Source organism: Micromonospora sp. CPCC 206171, from assembly GCF_036906755.1.
GTDB lineage: Bacteria > Actinomycetota > Actinomycetes > Mycobacteriales > Micromonosporaceae > Micromonospora > Micromonospora purpureochromogenes.
In genome coordinates, this window is sequence record NZ_JBAKHT010000027.1 from 1 (window position 1) to 17,104 (window position 17,104).

General features: G+C 76.4%; 11 protein-coding genes, 1 tRNA gene and 2 pseudogenes. 8 read left to right on the top strand and 6 right to left on the bottom strand.

All coding sequences use genetic code 11. The features are described from left to right. Positions 1 to 728, top strand: a 728-nt coding sequence (locus V6U89_RS24740) for an IS256 family transposase (RefSeq protein ID WP_334573993.1), incomplete at its 5' end; no start/stop codon positions are given. On the opposite strand, the gene V6U89_RS24745 is transcribed toward V6U89_RS24740, so the two are convergent. The 3 genes from V6U89_RS24745 to V6U89_RS24755 form a co-directional block, all read right to left on the bottom strand. After that, positions 694 to 1,359 (bottom strand): hypothetical protein, encoded by a 666-nt coding sequence (locus V6U89_RS24745; protein ID WP_334573995.1) that lies wholly within the window; start codon positions 1,357 to 1,359, stop codon positions 694 to 696. The two genes, V6U89_RS24740 and V6U89_RS24745, sit on opposite strands and share 35 nt — an antisense overlap. Continuing rightward, entirely contained in the window at positions 1,359 to 1,775 is a 417-nt protein-coding gene (locus V6U89_RS24750) for a hypothetical protein (protein WP_334573997.1), read from the bottom strand. Before V6U89_RS24750 ends, V6U89_RS24745 begins: the two co-directional genes overlap by 1 nt. A gap of 197 nt (positions 1,776 to 1,972) precedes the next feature. Further along, positions 1,973 to 2,059: transfer RNA gene (locus V6U89_RS24755), tRNA-Leu, on the bottom strand. A gap of 224 nt (positions 2,060 to 2,283) precedes the next feature. Between V6U89_RS24755 and V6U89_RS30250 the strand changes: the two are divergent. The 6 genes and pseudogenes from V6U89_RS30250 to V6U89_RS24780 all read left to right on the top strand — a co-directional run. Further along, positions 2,284 to 2,514: pseudogene (locus V6U89_RS30250) on the top strand (tetratricopeptide repeat protein); the annotation flags it as partial. Positions 2,515 to 5,055: 2,541 nt separating this feature from the next. Then, positions 5,056 to 5,526 (top strand): annotated as a pseudogene (locus V6U89_RS30255) (fibronectin type III domain-containing protein); the annotation flags it as partial. A 222-nt stretch (positions 5,527 to 5,748) separates the two neighbouring features. Beyond that, a complete protein-coding gene (locus tag V6U89_RS24765; RefSeq protein ID WP_334574126.1) occupies positions 5,749 to 8,310 on the top strand; it encodes a fibronectin type III domain-containing protein in 2,562 nt (853 codons plus the stop codon). A gap of 33 nt (positions 8,311 to 8,343) precedes the next feature. After that, the gene (locus V6U89_RS24770; RefSeq protein ID WP_334574002.1) at positions 8,344 to 9,342 is read left to right on the top strand and encodes an AAA family ATPase; all 999 of its coding nucleotides are present in this window, start codon (positions 8,344 to 8,346) and stop codon (positions 9,340 to 9,342) included. Positions 9,343 to 9,355: 13 nt separating this feature from the next. Next, entirely contained in the window at positions 9,356 to 10,504 is a 1,149-nt protein-coding gene (locus tag V6U89_RS24775) for a DUF58 domain-containing protein (RefSeq protein WP_334574004.1), read from the top strand. Beyond that, positions 10,480 to 12,906 carry a transglutaminaseTgpA domain-containing protein gene (locus tag V6U89_RS24780; RefSeq protein WP_442933980.1) on the top strand — a complete coding sequence of 809 codons (2,427 nt, stop codon included), beginning with the start codon at positions 10,480 to 10,482 and terminating at the stop codon, positions 12,904 to 12,906. The genes V6U89_RS24775 and V6U89_RS24780 overlap by 25 nt, the downstream gene beginning before the upstream one ends. A gap of 149 nt (positions 12,907 to 13,055) precedes the next feature. Here the strand turns inward: V6U89_RS24780 and V6U89_RS24785 are convergent, their stop codons facing one another. Next, entirely contained in the window at positions 13,056 to 13,847 is a 792-nt protein-coding gene (locus V6U89_RS24785) for an SDR family oxidoreductase (protein ID WP_334574006.1), read from the bottom strand. After that, positions 13,844 to 14,824, bottom strand: a complete 981-nt coding sequence (locus V6U89_RS24790; RefSeq protein WP_334574130.1) for an LLM class F420-dependent oxidoreductase — start codon at positions 14,822 to 14,824, stop codon at positions 13,844 to 13,846. The genes V6U89_RS24785 and V6U89_RS24790 overlap by 4 nt, the downstream gene beginning before the upstream one ends. 355 nt (positions 14,825 to 15,179) lie before the next feature. Here V6U89_RS24790 and V6U89_RS24795 point away from each other — a divergent pair, with 355 nt between their 5' ends. Continuing rightward, complete coding sequence (locus V6U89_RS24795; protein WP_334574008.1) at positions 15,180 to 16,103, top strand: DUF1028 domain-containing protein; 924 nt, start codon at positions 15,180 to 15,182, stop codon at positions 16,101 to 16,103. Between the two features lie 260 nt (positions 16,104 to 16,363). On the opposite strand, the gene V6U89_RS24800 is transcribed toward V6U89_RS24795, so the two are convergent. Continuing rightward, positions 16,364 to 17,041, bottom strand: coding sequence for a maleylpyruvate isomerase family mycothiol-dependent enzyme (locus V6U89_RS24800; protein ID WP_334574132.1), 678 nt, complete (start codon positions 17,039 to 17,041; stop codon positions 16,364 to 16,366). Positions 17,042 to 17,104 lie beyond the last annotated feature (63 nt).

The following is a 17,104-nucleotide window of genomic DNA, read 5'->3' on the forward strand; positions in this document are numbered from 1 at the left end:
TCGGCGACAGAGCCAAGGTCCGCGACGGGCAGGTCGCCAACCGGCCGTTCTACGCCGCGATCGCGGTCACCCTTGACGGCGAGAAGGACATCCTCGGCCTGTGGGCCGGCACGGGTGGTGAGGGCGCGAAGTTCTGGATGAGCGTGCTGACCGACCTGCGCAACCGCGGCGTGAAGGACGTGTTCTTCCTCGTCTGCGACGGGTTGAAAGGCCTGCCCGAGGTGGTCACGAACGTGTGGCCGCAGACGGTGGTGCAGACCTGCGTGATCCACCTGATCCGCAACACGTTCCGGCTCACCTCCCGCAAGTACTGGGACGAGATCAAGCGTGACATCAAGCCGATCTACACCGCCGTCAACGCCACCGCCGCCAGGGCCGCCTTCGACGACCTGGCCGACAAGTGGGGCGGCCGGTATCCGGCGGTGATCCGCCTGTGGGACAACGCCTGGGCCGAGTTCATCCCGTTCCTCGACTACGACCTCGAGATCCGCACCGTCATCTGCTCCACCAACGCGATCGAATCATTGAACGCCCGCTACCGGCGGGCCGTGAAGGCCCGCGGCCACTTCCCCAACGAGCAGGCCGCGTTGAAGTGTCTGTACCTGGTGACCCGATCCCTGGACCCCACCGGAGCAGGCAGAACCCGATGGACGATGCGCTGGAAACCCGCGTTGAACGCCTTCGCCATCACCTTCAGCGACCGCTTCCCGGCCGCTGAAACCTACTAACCAAGATCGCCGGAAACACCGTTAGCGAGACAGCCCCCGCCTCCACCCTTGCTGGTGCAGACACGCCCACGGAGAGCAACAGACCTCGCTTGACCTCGCATGGTGAGCCCGCTTGGGTGCCGGGGGACGTACGACGGGGCGGATCTGCCTGCGCAGCTGCCGGCGGGCCTGGTTCACCCATTCCAGGTACTTGTAGGCCCGCCCAACTACTCGGCCGGTGACGGCGATAGCGGTGGGCGGGGCTGTCGGCGGCGGTGAGGTAGCCGTCGGCGATGGCACGGCGGTAGATGGCGCGGGCGGCGGCGATGAGGTGCTCGCCGGCGTGGCGGCCGTGGTGGGAGTTGCGGCGGGAGCGGGCGCCGGCGGTGGCTTGGCGCATGAGGGCTTCGATGTCGCTGGCGGTCACCTGATCGAGCCGGCGGTCGCCGAGGGCGGCGGCCATGCGGTTCCAGGAACTGCGGTAGCTGCGCCGGGTGCCGGGGCTCGCGGCCGCCTCGACGCGCGGCAGGTAGTCGGCGACGGTGGGCACCGCCCGCGCGGGGGCGTCGGGGTCGGTGAGGTCGGCGGGCCGGAGTCCGAGGTGGTCGAGCAGTGCTCGGGCGGTGGTGACGCGGTCGGGGTCAGCGGTCATCAGGGCCGTCCGAGGATGCGGGCGTGCAGATCCGTCAGGAGCACGGTGATGGTGTGTGAGGGGTGCACGAGGATCTGGTTCCGGGAGCGGACGGCGGCCAGGAGCACCGGCTGGCCGGGCGTGATGCCGCACAGGTGGCGGGCGGCGGCTGGCAGCGGCAGTTCCCCGCGGGCGCCCACGACGTGCGCACCGGCAGCGGCGGGGGTGACGAGCACCGCGCCGTGGCTGATGTCGACGCGCAGCGCGGTGCCGGGGGTCCACTCGAGAGCGCGCAGCAGGGCACGGGCGGTGACACGCCCCGCAGTGTCGGGACGGGCCACGTCGAACAGCACTCCCGCGGCGGACTCGTCAGCGGGCGGGGGCAGCGTCGGCATGGGTGCCGGCTCCGGCGAGGCGACCGGCAGTGGGCTGGGCACGAGCGCTTCGACCAGCTGCTCACCCTGCCGGCGACGTGGAGGTCGGCGCCCGCTCATGGCCGCCCTGCCGGGGATGGCCCGCAGCGGTGTCAGGGCAGCCGGCAGCGTCCCCCGGTGTTCATGAACCTGGGTGCCATCCGCGGTCAAATCCCCGAGAGACCACAGTCTCATGATCTCTCGTGGATTTCCGCGACAATTGGTGTCCGAGGGGGGACTTGAACCCCCACGCCCTATACGGGCACTAGCACCTCAAGCTAGCGCGTCTGCCATTCCGCCACCCGGACCTGCTCGTCCAGCCTACCCTGTCGGCGTCGCCGGCTCTCCCGCCGGTCAGCCGCCCCTGGTGGGCCGCACGGGGCATTACTGTACACGGCCGAGATGGATCATGCACATCGCCGCCGGCCCGGTGCAATGTCGCGGCATCTGCCCAGGTCAGGGCCATACAGCGGGAGGCACCGGCGGGGCGCGCGGTCGGGCGGGTAGCGTCCGGGCACCGTCTACCGGCAGCATGGCTCACGTGTCACACCCCGCCCCCCTCGTCGCCGCCCAGCAGCGGGCGCTCGCCCTCCGCTCCGCCGGTGATCTGCCCGCCGCCCGCCGGCTGCTGGCCGACACGATCGCCTCGGTCCGGCCCGCGTACGGCGAGGACCACCCGGAGGTGCTGGGCACCGCCCACCTGCTGGCAAGGATGCACCGCGAGGCCGACGATCCGACCGCCGCCCGGCGGGTGCTGGAGGAGGCGTACGCCGCAGGCGAGCGCCGGTGGACCGGCGCCGAGCCGCTGATGCTGGCCATCTCCTTCGATCTGGGGTCGGTGGCCGAGGAGCTCGGCAACCGGCACGAGGCCCGCCGTAACTACACCCGGGTGGCCACCGCCGGGCCCGCCGTGCTCGGTGAGCACCACCCCGCGGTACGGGCGGCCCGGCAGTACCTCGGCGGCGCGGCACCGGCGATGCCCCCGCCCGTCGCCCCGCCCCGGCCGGCCCCGCAGCTCGGACCGGCCCCGCAACCCGGACCGGCCCCGCACCGGCCCTCTGGGCCGCCCGGCGTTCGGCAGGCCGGACCGCCGAGCACCGCACCGAGTACGGGCGGCGCGTTCTCCGCGCCCACGCCCGGTATGCCGCAGCAGAGGCCGGCCGTACCGCCGGTGCGGCAGCAACCCATGGCGCCCGTGCCCCCGCAGCGGACCGTGCCGCCGGCGCCCCAGACGCCGCCTCCCGCTCAACAGGTCTCCGCACCACCGCAGGCCCCGCCCGCACGCCAGGTGCCGCCCGCGCCGGCCCGACCCGCACCACCGCCGCCCGTCACGGCCGCGCAGCTGCCGCCCGCGCCGCACCGGCAGTTCTCCGTGCCGCCGGCACCCCAGGTGCCGGTGCCCCGGTCGGCCCCGCCCGCGCCGCATCCGCCCGCCCGGCCGACCCCGCAGCCGTCCGTGGTACCCGCTCCCACCCCGCCCCGACCTGGGCCGCCCGCGCACGGCGACGCCGCCGCCCCGACGACGTCACCGTGGGCGCCGCCGCACCTGCGGGCCCCGGCCGTGCCCTCGACCACGCCGCACCAGACGACCGGGCCGGCGGATGCGCGATCGGGACCCGACGCCACGCCGACCCTGCCGCCGGCGCCCGGGCCCGCCGCCGCGACGCCGCCGGCTCCGCGCCCGGCGCCGTCCGCGGCGATGCCGCCGCCCCCCGTGCCCCCGCGGGCACAGATACCGCCCGGGCCGGTGACCGCGCCCGTGGTCGTGCCACCGGCACCCCAGGTGCCGAGCCGGCCGCCAACGGTTCCAGCGCCGCCGGCCGACGCAGCGCCGACGCCAATTCCGCCTCCGCCGGACCACCGGCCCGCCACGGGTACGCCGGGGACCACCGGAGGCACCACGCCGAACCCGGTGACCACCACAGGAACGTCAAGCCCGGTGATCACCAGCGCGACCGTGCCGGGTCCGGTGACCACCGGCGCCACCGCGTCGCTTGCGTCACCGGTCACGCCACCCGACAGGTCGACCGAGGCGCGCGCCACGGAGGTCCTGCGGCCGTCGGTCCCGAAGGCGCACGGCTGGGACCGGCCGACCATCCAGGTCCAGCAGATAGATCCGCTCCTGCGCGAGGAGGCCCAGCGCCAGGCGGCGACGCCGCGGGCGACGACCCGACCGACGAACGCCCCGGTCAGCACGCCCCCCGTCAGCGCCTCACAGGTCAGCGCCCCGCCGGTCAGCGCGGGCCCGGTCACTACCGGCCCGGTCAGCGCGCCGCCGCACGCCGGGGCATCCCAGCCCGTCAGCGCGCCGCCGGTGAGCGCACCACCGGTGCCCCCACCGCCCACGACCGCCCGACCGGTGCCGCCGGTCGTCAACGCACCACACGCCAACGCGCACCCGGCCACCGGGCACTCGCTCAGCGCTCCCCCGGCCGCCGCCCACCCGGTCAGCGCTCGCCCGGTCCCGGTGCGGCCGGTCAGCGCGGCCCCCATCCCGCCGGTCAGCACGCCACCGTTCAACGCCACCCCACCGGTCAGCGCACCACCCGCACCACCGATCAGCGCACCACCCGCACCACCGGTCACGCCGCCGGTCCCGCCGGCGCCCGCGCCGCCGATCAGCGCGCCGCCCGTCCCGGTTCCCGCGCACCCGATCAGCGCCCCGCAACCACCGCACCGTCCGATCGCCCCGCCGACCCACCCCGTCAGCGCGGCCCCCGCGCCCAGCACCCCGGCCAACCCGGTGAGCCCCCCGCCGACCCCGCACCATCCGGTCACCCCGCCGGCCCACCACCTCAACGCGCCCCCCGTGGCCAGCGGCCCGCCCGCACCCGTCTACCCGGTCAGCACGCCACCAGCACCGAGCCACCCCGCCGGCACCCCGCCGGCACCGAACCACCCCGTCAGCACCCGGCCGGCGCCGCACCACCCGGTGACCACCCCGGCGGCCCACCAGGTGCACCGTCCGCCGATGCCGCCCGTCACCAGCGCGCCGCCGGCACCGCACCACCCGGTGAGCGCCACGCCGGTGAGCACCCCGCCGGTCAGCGCGCCACCGTGGGGGCTGACCGCTCCCCCGTGGAGCAGCGTCGCGCCGCCGCAGCCGCTGAGCACCTCCCCCGCCCGTGACGAGCCGGCCGAGGACGACGACGCCAGCAGCCAGACCGACATCGACCGGCCGCTGGAACTCGTCGACGAGCCGCTGGTCGCGTACGACATGCCGCCGCAGGTGGTGCAGGAGGCGGCCGACGCCCCGGTCGAGCAGGCGCGCCAGGAGACGATGTATCCGCCGGTGTACCAGCCGTCGGCGTACCCGGTCGAGGCGCCGCCGGAGCGGCGCGGGCGGGGTCGCGTGGTGCTGGCCGTCGTGGCGGGCGTCGTGGTGCTGGGGGTTGCGGGGGTGGTCGGCGCGGTGGCGTTGGACCGCGACGAGCCGGGCGTGCCGCCGGCGTCGACCGGGGGCACGCCGGGAGCGGTGAAGGCGACCGGCGCCCCGCCCACCGGCCTGAAGCTGCGCGACGACGGGACGAGCGTCACGATCACCTGGTCCGACCCGGCGGGTGGCGGGGTGCCGTTCATGGTCGCCGGCGGGCGCGCCGGTAAGGCGCTCGGCGTGATGGCCACCGTCGACCCCGGACAGACGACCTACACCGTGAACGGGCTCAGCTCCACGGTGGACTACTGCTTCACGGTGCTGGCGGTGTACTCCACGGACGCCTTCGCCACCTCGGGACAGGTCTGCACGGACCGGGAGCGGCGGACGCCGACGGGCTGACCGCCTGTCGACGGCGCACACGCTGGGTGTCCACAGGGGGACCCAGCGGGTTCCCCGGTGCCGGCGCGGCCCATATGATGTCCCACGGCTCAGGGGAGGGTCGCCGGGGACACGGCGCGCCACCTGGACAGCCAGACGGGGAGGCAGCCGGACGTGGCCACCATCGACGACCCGGGGCGGAGCACCGTGACCGACACCGCCGCACCGCCACGCCGCTCTCGGATGCGCGGCGGGCTGGTCACCATCGGCACGGTGGGCGCGCTGCTGGCGGCGATGGGGCTGACGGTGCTCGGGCTGGGCGCCGCCGACAACGCCGTGGCCAACTACGACGCGAGCAGCTGGTTGTGGAGCGCGGCGCGCAGCGAGATGGCCCGGGTCAACGGCATCACCGCGCGGGTCGACACCCGGATGGAGATTCCCGGCGCGCGGCGGCACCCGATGCAGGTCACCCAGACCGATCGGCTGCTCATCCTGCGCGACCTGAACACCGGCCAGGTCAGCTCGCTGGACCTGGCCACCCTCCAGATCACCGCGACCACCCGGACCACCCCCGGTCTCGGGGTCAACGTCGTGCTGCACGAGGACGCCGCGTTCGTCGTCGACGCCGTGCAGGGCATCGTCCGGCAGCTGGACCCGCGCTCGCTCACCCCGGTGGGTGAGCCGGTGCGCTACCCGCCGGGCATCACCGGCGGCGCGTTCGACGGCAAGGGCCGGCTCTGGATCGCGATCCCCAGCGAGGGCACCGTCTCGGCGGTCACCGCGGCGGAGCTGCCCTCCGCCCCCGCCGATGGCGGCGGCCTCAGCCCGAAGCAGGTCGAGACGTACACGGTGGCGGAGCCGAGCCACGAGCTGGTGGTGTCCACGCTGGACGACGGGGTGGCGGTGCTGGACCGCACCTCCGCGTCGCTGGTCACCGTCCGCGCCGGCGAGACGGTGCGCACCCCGCTGGCCATGTCGTCCGCGGGCACGCTGCCGGCTCGGACCAGCGGCCCGGCCGTGCCGGTCACGGTGGGTGGCGAGCGGCGGGTGCACGTCGTCGCCGACGGCGGCGAGGTACGCCAGTTCACCGTGCCGGGCAGCGGTGCCCGGCTCAACGCGGCGGTGGCCTGGGCCGGCCGGTTCTACTGCGCCGACGAGGCCAGCGGGACGGTCTACGCGTTCGACGGCGCCGGCAGGCTGGTCGACACCATCCGGGGCAAGGGGATGACCGGCCCGCTGGAGCTGGACGTGCGGGAGAACCACCTGTTCATCAACGCGCCCGACTCGTCGACCGCCCGGGTGGTCGACGACAAGCACCAGGTGCGCGAGGTCAACAAGTACGCCAACGACGTGCTCGGCGGCGACCCGCCGCCGGTTCCCCCGCCACCGCCTCCGCCGAAGAAGCCGAAGGTGGGCAAGCCGAGCGCGCCGCGCAGCGTCACCGCGTCCGCCGGCAACGCGCGGGCCCGGGTGAGCTGGAAGCCGGCGGCCGCGAACGGCGCCGAGATCACCCGGTACGTGGTGGAGGGCGGCGGCCAGCAGCACGAGGTGGGCGCCAACCAGCGGGCGGTGGAGATCACCGGCCTGACCAACGGTGAGTCGTACACGTTCGCGGTGCACGCGGTGAACGCCAAGGGCGCCGGCCCGGCCCGGCGGAGCAACCCGGTCACCCCGACGGCGGCGGTGCCGGACCCGCCGGCCGGCGTGACCGCCGAGGCCCGGCCGGACGGCACGGTGCTGGTGACGTGGCCGGCCGCGAACGGGCAGGGCAACACCATCGCGAAGTACGCGGTGACCGCGACCTCGGCCGGCACGAACGCCCCGGCCGGCGAGTCGGCGAAGACGGAGCTGGTGGTGCCGGCCGGTGAGCTGGAGTACGGCACCCAGTACGCCTTCACCGTGGTGTCCGTCAACGACAAGGGCGCCGGTTCGGCGGCCTCGCCGGTGAGCAACACGGTGGTGCCGTTCGCCCCGCCGGGGCAGCCGGCCGAGTTGCGGGCCACCACCGTCGCCGACCAGCGGGGCACCGTCGCCGTGCAGTGGTCGCCGGCGCTGGACAACGGCCGCCCGGTGACGACGTACCTGGTCGACGTCGGGGGCCGGGTCAGCGAGGTGACCGACACGCAGACCACGGTGCGCGGGCTGGACGACGGGCAGAGCGTGATGGTGAAGGTGAAGGCGGTCAACGAGGCCGGGCCCGGCCCGGAGGCCAGCACCACCGCGCGGACGGTCGCGGCGCCCCGGGTGACGGTGACCGGCTCCTCGGCGACCGCCACCGCGGCGACCGTCACCTTCACGGTCGACGCGGGCGGCGGGCAGGCGACCTGCACGCTGAGCACTGCCGGTGAGGCGGCGAGGTCCGGTCCCTGTTCCAGCATCACGATGCCCGGCCTGACGCCGGGGACGGCGTACACGTTCACGGTCACGGCGAGCAACGCCGCCGGCAAGGGCACCGCGACCCGGGCGCAGACCACCGACCCGCTGTACGGCGTCGCCACCTGCAACAACGGCCCCTCGGGCGACCAGCGCACGTACTGCGACAAGGACGTCGACGCCCGCAACGGCAACGAGATCTTCTCGGTCACCCGGCAGGACAACGACAAGCAGGTCGGCTGGGCCAAGCCGGGCACCCGGCTCAAGGCGTACTGCAAGAGGTCCGGCGAGAACGTCGACTCCTGGATCTACAACAGCCAGAAGCAGAGCACGTGGTGGGTGCAGGTCGAGTACTCCGGGCGCAACTACATCCCGTGGGCCTGGCTCAACCTGGAGGGCGGCGACGACATCAACGTCCTGCCCACCTGCTGACGCCGCACCAGCCAGTCGAGGAGCACCACCACCGTGAACAGCACCCAGGAACCGCTCACCCACCCGGAGGTGCAGGGCTTCGCCGCCCTCGCCGCCCGGCTGGCGGAGAACGTCAACGCGGTCGTGCTGGGCAAACCGCAGGTGGTCAGGCTGGCGCTGACCGCGCTGTTCGCGCAGGGGCACGTCCTCCTGGAGGACGTGCCCGGCGTCGGCAAGACGACCCTGGCCCGGGCGATCGCCGCGACGGTCAAGGGTGAGTGGCGCCGCATCCAGTTCACCCCGGACCTGCTCCCCTCGGACGTGTCCGGGGTGACCATCTTCAACCAGGCCACCCGGGGCTTCGAGTTCCACCCGGGGCCGGTCTTCGCCAACATCGTCATCGCCGACGAGATCAACCGGGCCTCGCCGAAGACCCAGTCGGCGCTGCTGGAGGTGATGGAGGAGCGCACGGTCACCGTGGACGGCGTCCGGCATCCGGTGCCGCAGCCCTTCCTGGTGGTGGCCACGCAGAACCCGGTCGAGATGGACGGCACCTACCGGTTGCCGGAGGCACAACTGGACCGCTTCCTGGTGAAGCTCTCGGTGGGCTACCCGGACGAGGCGGTCGAGGTGGAGGTGCTGCGCGGCGCCACGGTCCGCTCCCCCGACTCGCTCAGCGCCGTCACCGACACCGCCACCGTCGGGGAGATGGTCCGGATGGCCCGCCGGGTGCACATCGCCGAGCCGCTCTACGCGTACGCGGTCCGGCTGGCCGCCGCGACCCGCAACCATCCGCAGGTACGGGTCGGGGTCAGCCCCCGGGGCGTGATCGCGTTGACCCGCGCGGCGTGCGCGTACGCGCTGATCGACGGCCGGGGCTGGATCATGCCGGAGGACCTGAAGACCCTCGCCGAGCCCGTCTTCGCGCACCGGCTGCTGCTCACCCCGGACGCGCAGGTGCGCGGGGTGACCCCCGCCGAGGTGCTGCGCCAGGCGATCGCGTCGGTGCCGGTGCCGCTGCCGTCGGGCCAGCCGGCCCCGGCACACGGCTGACGGCCGTCCGCCGATGGGGATCACCGCCCGGGGCGTCGGGCTGCTCGTCGCCGCCGTGCTGCTGCTCGGCGTCGGCTTCCGCTTCGCGTACCCGGAATTGGCGCTGCTCGGCGCGGCGGCCGCGGTGGCGGTCGGCTACGCCGTGGTGACCGCCGCCTGGCGGCCCCGGCTGGTGGTCTCCCGCAGCGCCGACCCGGACCGGGTGGCCCGGGGCGAGCCGGCCCACATGACGGTCACGGTCCGCAATGCCGGGCGGCTGCGGGTGGCGAACCTGTTGGCCGAGGACCGGTGCGGCGCGGCGACGGTGCCCGTGCCGGTGCTGCGGCTGCGTCCCGGGCGGGACACCACCGTTCGGTACGAGGTGCCGACCCGACGCCGGGGCGTGGTGCCGGTCGGTCCACTGCGGGTGACCCGGCGCGACCCGCTGGGGCTGGTGGCGCTCTCCCGCCCGTACGGTGCACCGGTGCCGGTCTGGGTGCACCCGCGGATCCACCCGCTGACCGCGGTGCCCACCGGCGCGGGGCGCAGCCTCGACGGCCGGTCGGACAGCGTGCCGCACGGGTCGATCACCTTCGACTCGCTCCGCGAGTACGTGGTCGGCGACGAGCTGCGCCGGGTGCACTGGCGCACCAGCGCCCGGGTCGGAGAGCTGATGGTGCGGGAGAACGTGGACACCAGCCTGCCCCGGATCGTGGTGCTGCTGGACAACCGGTCCGCCGCCCACCCGCAGCGGGTGGACGGGGTGGCCGAGTCCTTCGAGTCCGCCTGCGAGGCGGCCGCCTCGGTGGTCACCGCCGCTGTCCGGGAGGACCTGCCGGTGGCGCTGCTGCTGGTGGCGCCCGGCGCGGACCGGGCCGGCGAGCCGCCGCTGGACCGGCTGGCCGCCGTGGAGCTGACCGACGGCGATGCCGACACGTTGCGTACCTCGGCGAGCCGGCTGCGGCAGGATCGGGCGGGCGACACGCTGGTCTTCCTCACCGGGCCGGGCGGCCGGGGTGACCTGGGGCAGGTGGGCGCGCTGCGCGGGGCGTACCCGTCGGTGGTGGTGGCGGTCTTCAGCGCGGACGGGCCGACGCCGGCCGCCGCGGCGGGCCTGGTGGTGCTGGACGTGGCCGACGGCGCCGGGTTCGCCGCCGAGTGGGACGGGGTCCGCCGGTGGTGACGACGCAGGCGCGCCCGGCCGCACCCGGCCCGGCCGCGCCGCCGGACGACGGTCCGGGCGCGACGGTACGGCGGGGGCTGCGCGCGGTGCCGGTGCCGGTGGCGCTGGTCGTGCTGACCGCGCTGGCCGGGGTGGTGCTCGGTCGGGTGTACGCCGACGACCTGCTGACCCGGCTGATGCTCGGCGCGGCGGTCGGCTCGGTGCTGGTCAGCGTGGCCGCCCGGCGGCTGCCCTCCTGGCTGGTGGCGCCGGTGTCGGTGGCCGCGATGGCCGGCTGGACGGCGCTCTCGCTGCACCTGGCCGCCCGGCACGCCGACCTGCCGGGCGGCTTCGGGCCGATCGTCGCCGACGCGGCCCGCAACGGCATCCCCCGGCTGCTCACCGCGATGATCCCGGTCGAGCCGGCGCCGGACACCGTGCTGGTGCCGCTGGTGGCGGCCTGGCTGGCCGGGCTGACCGGCGCGGAGGTGGCGCTGCGCGCCGGCCGGGTCCTGCTCGGCTTCCTGCCGCCGACGCTGCTCTACGCCGGCGCGCTCTACGTGGTGGGGCCGAACGCGGACCCGGCGACCTGGCCGTCGGTGGCCTTCGCCGGCGCGGTCGCGCTGGGGCTGGCCGCGTCCGACCGGCGGGGCGCGCCGGGGGCGGCCGACCCGACCGCCGGGCTGGCCCCGTCGGTCCGGGCGGCCGTGCGGGCCCGGCTGGTGGCGGGCACCGCGCTCGGCCTGGCGGTGGTGGTGGGCCTGGCCGCTCTGCTCGGCCCGCTGCTGGCCGCCCGGGTCGACGACCGGCCGGTGGACCCGCGCCGGTACGTGGAGCCGCCACGGGTGGAGTCGCTGGACGAGAACCCGCTGATCCGGATATCCGGCTGGGCGCTCAACCCGGAGCAGAAGCTGCTGGACGTGACCACGCGGGCGCCGGCGGGGACCGAGAGCCGGATCCGGCTGGCGGTGCTCAGCGACTACGACGGGGTGACCTGGCGGGTCGGCGCGACCTACCGCAACGCGGGGCGGGTCCTGCCCGCCGCGGCGCCCGGCGCCGGGCCGGTGGAGACCGTCCGGCAGGACATCACGGTGGCCGACCTGACCGGACGGCTGCTGCCGGCGGTGGCCACCCCGCGCGAGGTCACCGGGGCGCGGGTGGCGTACGACCCGGCGACCGGGACGCTGATCCGCCCGGAGGGGCTGAGCCCGGGACTGCGGTACACGGTCACCTCGGCGCGGGAGCGGCCGGACCCGAACCTGCTCGCCACCGCCGACGTGCCGGCCGGTGCGGAGGTGGCGCGGGTGCTGCGGGTCGCCGACGGAACGCCGGAGCCGCTGCGCAAGCTCGCCGGCCAGCTCGCCGAGGACAACGGCGCCCCGTACGCGCGGGCCGCCGCGATCGAGCAGTTCCTCGCCGAGCACTACCGGGTGGTGGCGGACGCGCCGAGCGGGCACGCGTACCCGAACTTGAACTTCTTCCTCTTCGGACCGCGCGGGGGCGGGGGGCAGCGCGGCACGTCGGAGCAGTTCGCGGCGGCGTTCGCGGTGCTGGGCCGGCTGTCCGGCCTGCCGACCCGGGTGGTGGTGGGCTTCGAGTCGCGCGGCGACGGTCCGGTCCGGGCCGCCGACGCGTTCGCCTGGCCGGAGGTACTCTTCTCCGGCGTCGGCTGGGTGCCGTTCGACCCGCTGCCCCGGCCGGACACCGAGCCCCGCCCGGTGGAGGAGGACTTCCGGCCGACGCCGGACGACCCGCCCCCGTCGGAGGTGCCCGAGCCGACCGTGGAGCCGACCGTGACCCCGCCGGCGGTGGCCGCCGCGGACGGTCCCGCCGGTGACCGCGGTCTGTCGACGCCGGTGCTGGTCGCGGTGGCGGTCGCCGGCCTGCTGCTGCTGGTCGGGGCGGCGCTGGCGACGCTGGCCGGGATGCGCCGGGCGCAGGCCCGGGCCCGCCGCGAACGAGGCGACCCCGGCGAGCGGATCGCCGGCGCCTGGCGGGAGGTCACCGACGCGCTGCGCCTGGCGGGCCGGCCGGTCGGCGACGACCTGGCGGCCACGGAGGTGGCCCGGCACGCCCGACGGACCCTGGCCGAGGCCCGCGCCACCACGACCGCCGACCGGACCGCTCCCCCGACCGCTCCTGCGACCGGCGACCCGACCGCTTCCGCGACCGGCGAGACCGACCACGCCGGGTACGGCCCGGCCGTCGCCACCGCACCCGCCATGGTGGACGGACCTGACGTGGACGAGTTGGCCGTCCTGCTCAACCAGGTCGCCTTCGCGCCCGGTAGCGCCATCCCCGCCCACGCCGACCGGGCGTCGGCACTCGCCGAGCAGTACGTGGCGGCCCTGCGCGCCGCCCGCCCCCGCTGGCGCCGCCTGCTCTGGTCGGTCCACCCCGGCCCCCTCCGCTGGCGCCCCTGACCCCCGGCAACCCGCCCCAGGGGCGAGCCGGGCGCGGCTCGGTGCCCGGTGATCAAGAGGTTTGCGTCGAGAAACCGGCCCGCTGAGACGCAAACTTCTTGATCACCGGGCCGAGTCGGCGAGAGGGGCGGGAGCGCGGGCGGGAGGGTTCAGGCGCGGAGGCGGCGGACGAGTTTGCGGAGGCCGGCCTGCCAGCCGTCGGGGTCCTGGGCGCGGCGCAGGGCGTACGCGGCGACCTCGGGGTGCGGCAGGATCAGGAAGCGCTCCTCGGCCAGCCCGGCGATGGCGGCGTCGGCCACCTGGTCGGGCGTGAGCACCGGGCCGGAGGCCGCGATCACCCGGGCGCCGAGGTGGCCGGCGGCCAGCCCGTCGGCGAGCATCGGCGTGTCCACCCCCTGCGGGCAGAGCGCGCTGACCCGGACGCCCTGGTCGCGGTAGGTGATCGCCAGCCACTCGGCGAACCCGACCGCCGCGTGCTTGGTGGCGGTGTACGGGGCGTCGCCCACCGCGGTCAGCACCCCGGCCGCTGAGCAGGTGTGCAGCAGGTAGCCCTCACCCCGGGCCAGCATCGCCGGCAGCACCGCGCGGGCGGCGTACACGTGGGACAGCACGTTGACGCGCCAGGAGCGGTCCCACTCCGCGTCGGCCGCCTCGACGCCCCCGCCGGTGGCCACGCCCGCGTTGGCGCAGAACAGATCGATCCGGCCGTACCGTCGCTCGGTGTCGGCGACCAGCTCGCGGACCTGGTCCTCGTCGGTGACGTCCACGGCGACGGCCCGGGCGATCGGGCCGACGCTCTCGGCCACCGCGCCGGTGGCGGCCGCGTCCAGGTCGGCCAGCACCAGCGCCGCCGCGCCCTCGGCGGCGAACCGGCGCGCCAGCGCCGAGCCGATGCCGCCGGCCGCTCCGGTGATCACCGCCACCCGGTCGGTCAGGTTCACGCCCGCTCCTCCCTTGCCGGCCCGAGCCGGGCGATCAGGTCGCCCAGCGCGGCAGCGCCGCCGGACGTCAGCTCCGGGGTGGGCAGCAGCGCGAGCACCGGCACGTCCACCCCCGCCTCGGCGTAGCGGCGCACCTCGGCGCGGCAGTGCTCGGGCGAGCCGTGCAGCACCAGCGCGTCGACCACCTCGTCGGGCACCACCGCGCCGGCGCCGCGCCGGTCCCCGGCGGCCCAGGCCGCCCACATCGGGCCGAGCGCGCTCTCCCGGCCCAGCCAGCGGTGGAACTCGGCGTACGCCGGCACGGTCAGGTAGCTGGTGATCAGCCGCCGGCCGAGGGTGCGGGCGTAGCCGGCGTCCTCGGTGGGGCAGACGAAGATCCGGGCGACCACCTCGAAGCCGGGGCCACGCCCGCCCAGCTCGGCGAGGGCCTTCGGCACGTCGTCGGCGGCGAGCCAGTTGAGGATCACCCCGTCGGCCTCCGCGGCGGCCAGCCGGAGCATCCCGGGGCGCAGCGCGGCCAGCAGCACCGCCGGCGGCACCGCCGGTGGGCGTTCAAGCGTGAACCGGCGGACGGCGAAGGTGTCGAACGCCCCGTCCACCGTCTCCCCGCGCAGCGCCGTCTGGAGGAAGCGCAGCACGTCCCGGGTACGCCGGAACGGCTCGGTGAAGCCGATCGCGTTCCAGTCGTCGACCAGCACCGGCGACGAGGCGCCGATGCCGAGCGCGAAGCGCCCCGGGGCGGCCTCGGCGAGCGCGGCGGCGCTCATCGCCAGCAGCCCGGGCCCCCGGGTGAAGACCGGGGCGATCGCGGTGCCCAGGCGCAGCCGCGGCTGCCAGGCGGCGGCGAGGGCGAGCGGGGTGAACGCGTCGGCGCCGTTGACCTCCGACGACCAGACGTCGGTGAACCCGGCCCGGTCGAGGGCCGCGTAGACCGCGGCGTGGTCGGCGAGCGGGACGCCGCCCAGCGGCACCGTCATGCCCCATCGGTTCGTCATCCGGTCGATCGTGCCCGCTCGCCCGCCCGCGGACAAGGGTCGGGATCGCCCCGGCGGCGCCCGCCCCGGTCCCGGGCCCCGGCAGAGACGGACGAAAATGTCCCGCCGTCGGCCGGGCCTGCCGGGGCCGCCACCGGAGGCTCGGCCGGCCCTACCGGGGCCGGGACCGGAGGCTCGCCGGGCCTGCCGGGGCCGCCACCGGAGGCTCGGCCGGGCTCCCCCGTCGGGCGGGCCGGCCAGCGCCGGTCGGTGGCGTCCGCCACACCGGTCGGGGCCGCCGGCCGCCGCCGACCTTCGGGTACTCCCGGCTGTCCCACGGCGACGCTAACCTTCACCGGTGACCTTCTCCCTCGTCGCCCGGTCCGCCGACGGCCGCCTGCACGGCGTCGCCGTGGCCAGCAGGTTCCTCGCCGCCGGCGCCCTGGTGCCGGGGGCCGAGGCCGAGGTGGGCGCGGTGGCCAGCCAGGCCCACGCCAACCTCTCCTACCGGCCCAGCGGGCTGGCGCTGCTGCGCGCCGGCGTCCCCGCCGCCGACGTGATCGCCCAACTGGTCGCCGCCGATCCGGGCCGGGACGACCGGCAGCTCGGTGTGGTCGGCGCCACCGGCCCCGGCGCCACCTGGACCGGCCCGCGCTGCGGCGGCTGGGCCGGTGGCCTGGCCGGCGACGGCTGGGCGGCCCAGGGCAACATCCTGGCCGGCCCGCAGGTCGTCGCGGCGGTGCGCGACGGCTGGCTGGCCGGGCAGGCGCTGCCGTTCCCGCAGCGCCTGCTCGCCGCCCTGCGCGCCGGTGAGCAGGCCGGGGGCGACCGGCGCGGTCGCCAGAGCGCGGCCCTCCTGGTGGTCCAGCGCGGCGGTGGGTACGCGGGCACCGGTGACAACCTGGTCGACCTGCGGGTGGACGACCACCTGGACCCGGTCGGGGAGCTGCACCGGCTGCTCGACATCCACACCATGCTCTTCGGCAAGCCCGACCCGGCCACCCTGCTGGAGCTGGCCGGCCCGCTCGCCGACGAGGTGGCCGGTCTGCTGGCCGCCGCCGGTTACCCGGTCGGCGGCGTCGGGCTGACGGCCGCCGTCCACCCGGTGGGCGCCGCGGCGCCCGCCACGGTCGCCGGGCCCGCGCTGGAGGAGGCGCTCGCTTCCTGGGCGGGCTGGGAGAACCTCGAGGAACGGCTGGTGCCGGGGCACATCGATCCGATCGTCCTGGCGCACCTGCGCCGCACGGTCGCCGCGATCCCCGCGCCCCGCATCGGCGACTGACCCGGTCCACGGCGACCCGCCCTGCCCTGCACGGCGACCCGCCCCCGCCCGGCACGGCGACCCGCCCCCGCCCGGCACGGCGACCCGCCCCTGCCCCGGCAGTCGACCCACCTGACCTGCCCGGCGCGGCGCGGCGACCGGCCTGCCCTGCCCCGCGCGGCGACCCACCTGCCCTCCCGGCGCCGCGACCCACCGTCCTGCCCGGCACGGTGGGTGCGAGCCTGGCGCCGAGCCGGCGACCCGGCCGGCCGGTGGACGGGTCAGCCGGCGAAGGAGAGCCAGCGGAAGTCCGCCGCCGTGATCTCGGCGCGCTCGGCCTCGGTGAGCGGCAGCCGGCCGGTGGTCTTGCCGATCAGGGTGAGCGGGTCCCAGCCCAGCCGCGCCGGTACGGGCCGGCCGCCGGTGAGCAGGTCGGCCACCACCCGCGCGGCGGTCGGGGCCAGCCACGGCCGCCGGTCCAGCGCCCGGGCCAGGTCGAGGCCGTGCACGCCGACCTCCACCACCCGGGTGACCAGGAAGTCGGCGAGGGTCATCGCGTCGCCGTGCCGGGTACGGACCACCCGGTCGGCGGGCTGCGCCGCGACGGCCGAGTCGGTGCCCCGCCAGGCGGCGGTGAAGACCTCAGCCGTCGCCGCCGCGTCGGCCGGTCGACGGGCCTCCCGGCGGGCGCTGTCGATTCGCGCGGCGTCGACCTCCGGGGTGAACTTCGCCGCGCCGAAACCGGCGGGGTCCACCTCCGCCCGGGGCGGGGCCGGCGCGGCGAGCATGTCGACCAGGCGGCCGGCGCCGGTGCTGACGTGGGCGACGAGGTCGCGGACGGCCCAGGGTGGGCAGGGGGTCGGGCGGTCCAGGTCCGCCTCGGTCAGGGTGCGCAGCACCTGGTCGAGCCGGGCGCACTCGTCCCGGAACGCCGTCCGTACCGTCTCCACCGGGCCGATCCTCCCCCGCCGTCGTCCGTGCTCGTACCCTGCCACGTCGGTTTCGGACGGCCGGTCGCGGGT

Excerpts from the sequence above, each read along its gene's own strand:
- V6U89_RS24745 (WP_334573995.1), bottom strand. The coding sequence starts at position 1,359 with ATGACCGCTGACCCCGACCGCGTCACCACCGCCCGAGCACTGCTCGAC.
- V6U89_RS24765 (WP_334574126.1), top strand. The coding sequence starts at position 5,749 with ATGCGCGGCGGGCTGGTCACCATCGGCACGGTGGGCGCGCTGCTGGCG.
- V6U89_RS24775 (WP_334574004.1), top strand. The coding sequence starts at position 9,356 with ATGGGGATCACCGCCCGGGGCGTCGGGCTGCTCGTCGCCGCCGTGCTG.
- V6U89_RS24790 (WP_334574130.1), bottom strand. The coding sequence starts at position 14,824 with ATGACGGTGCCGCTGGGCGGCGTCCCGCTCGCCGACCACGCCGCGGTC.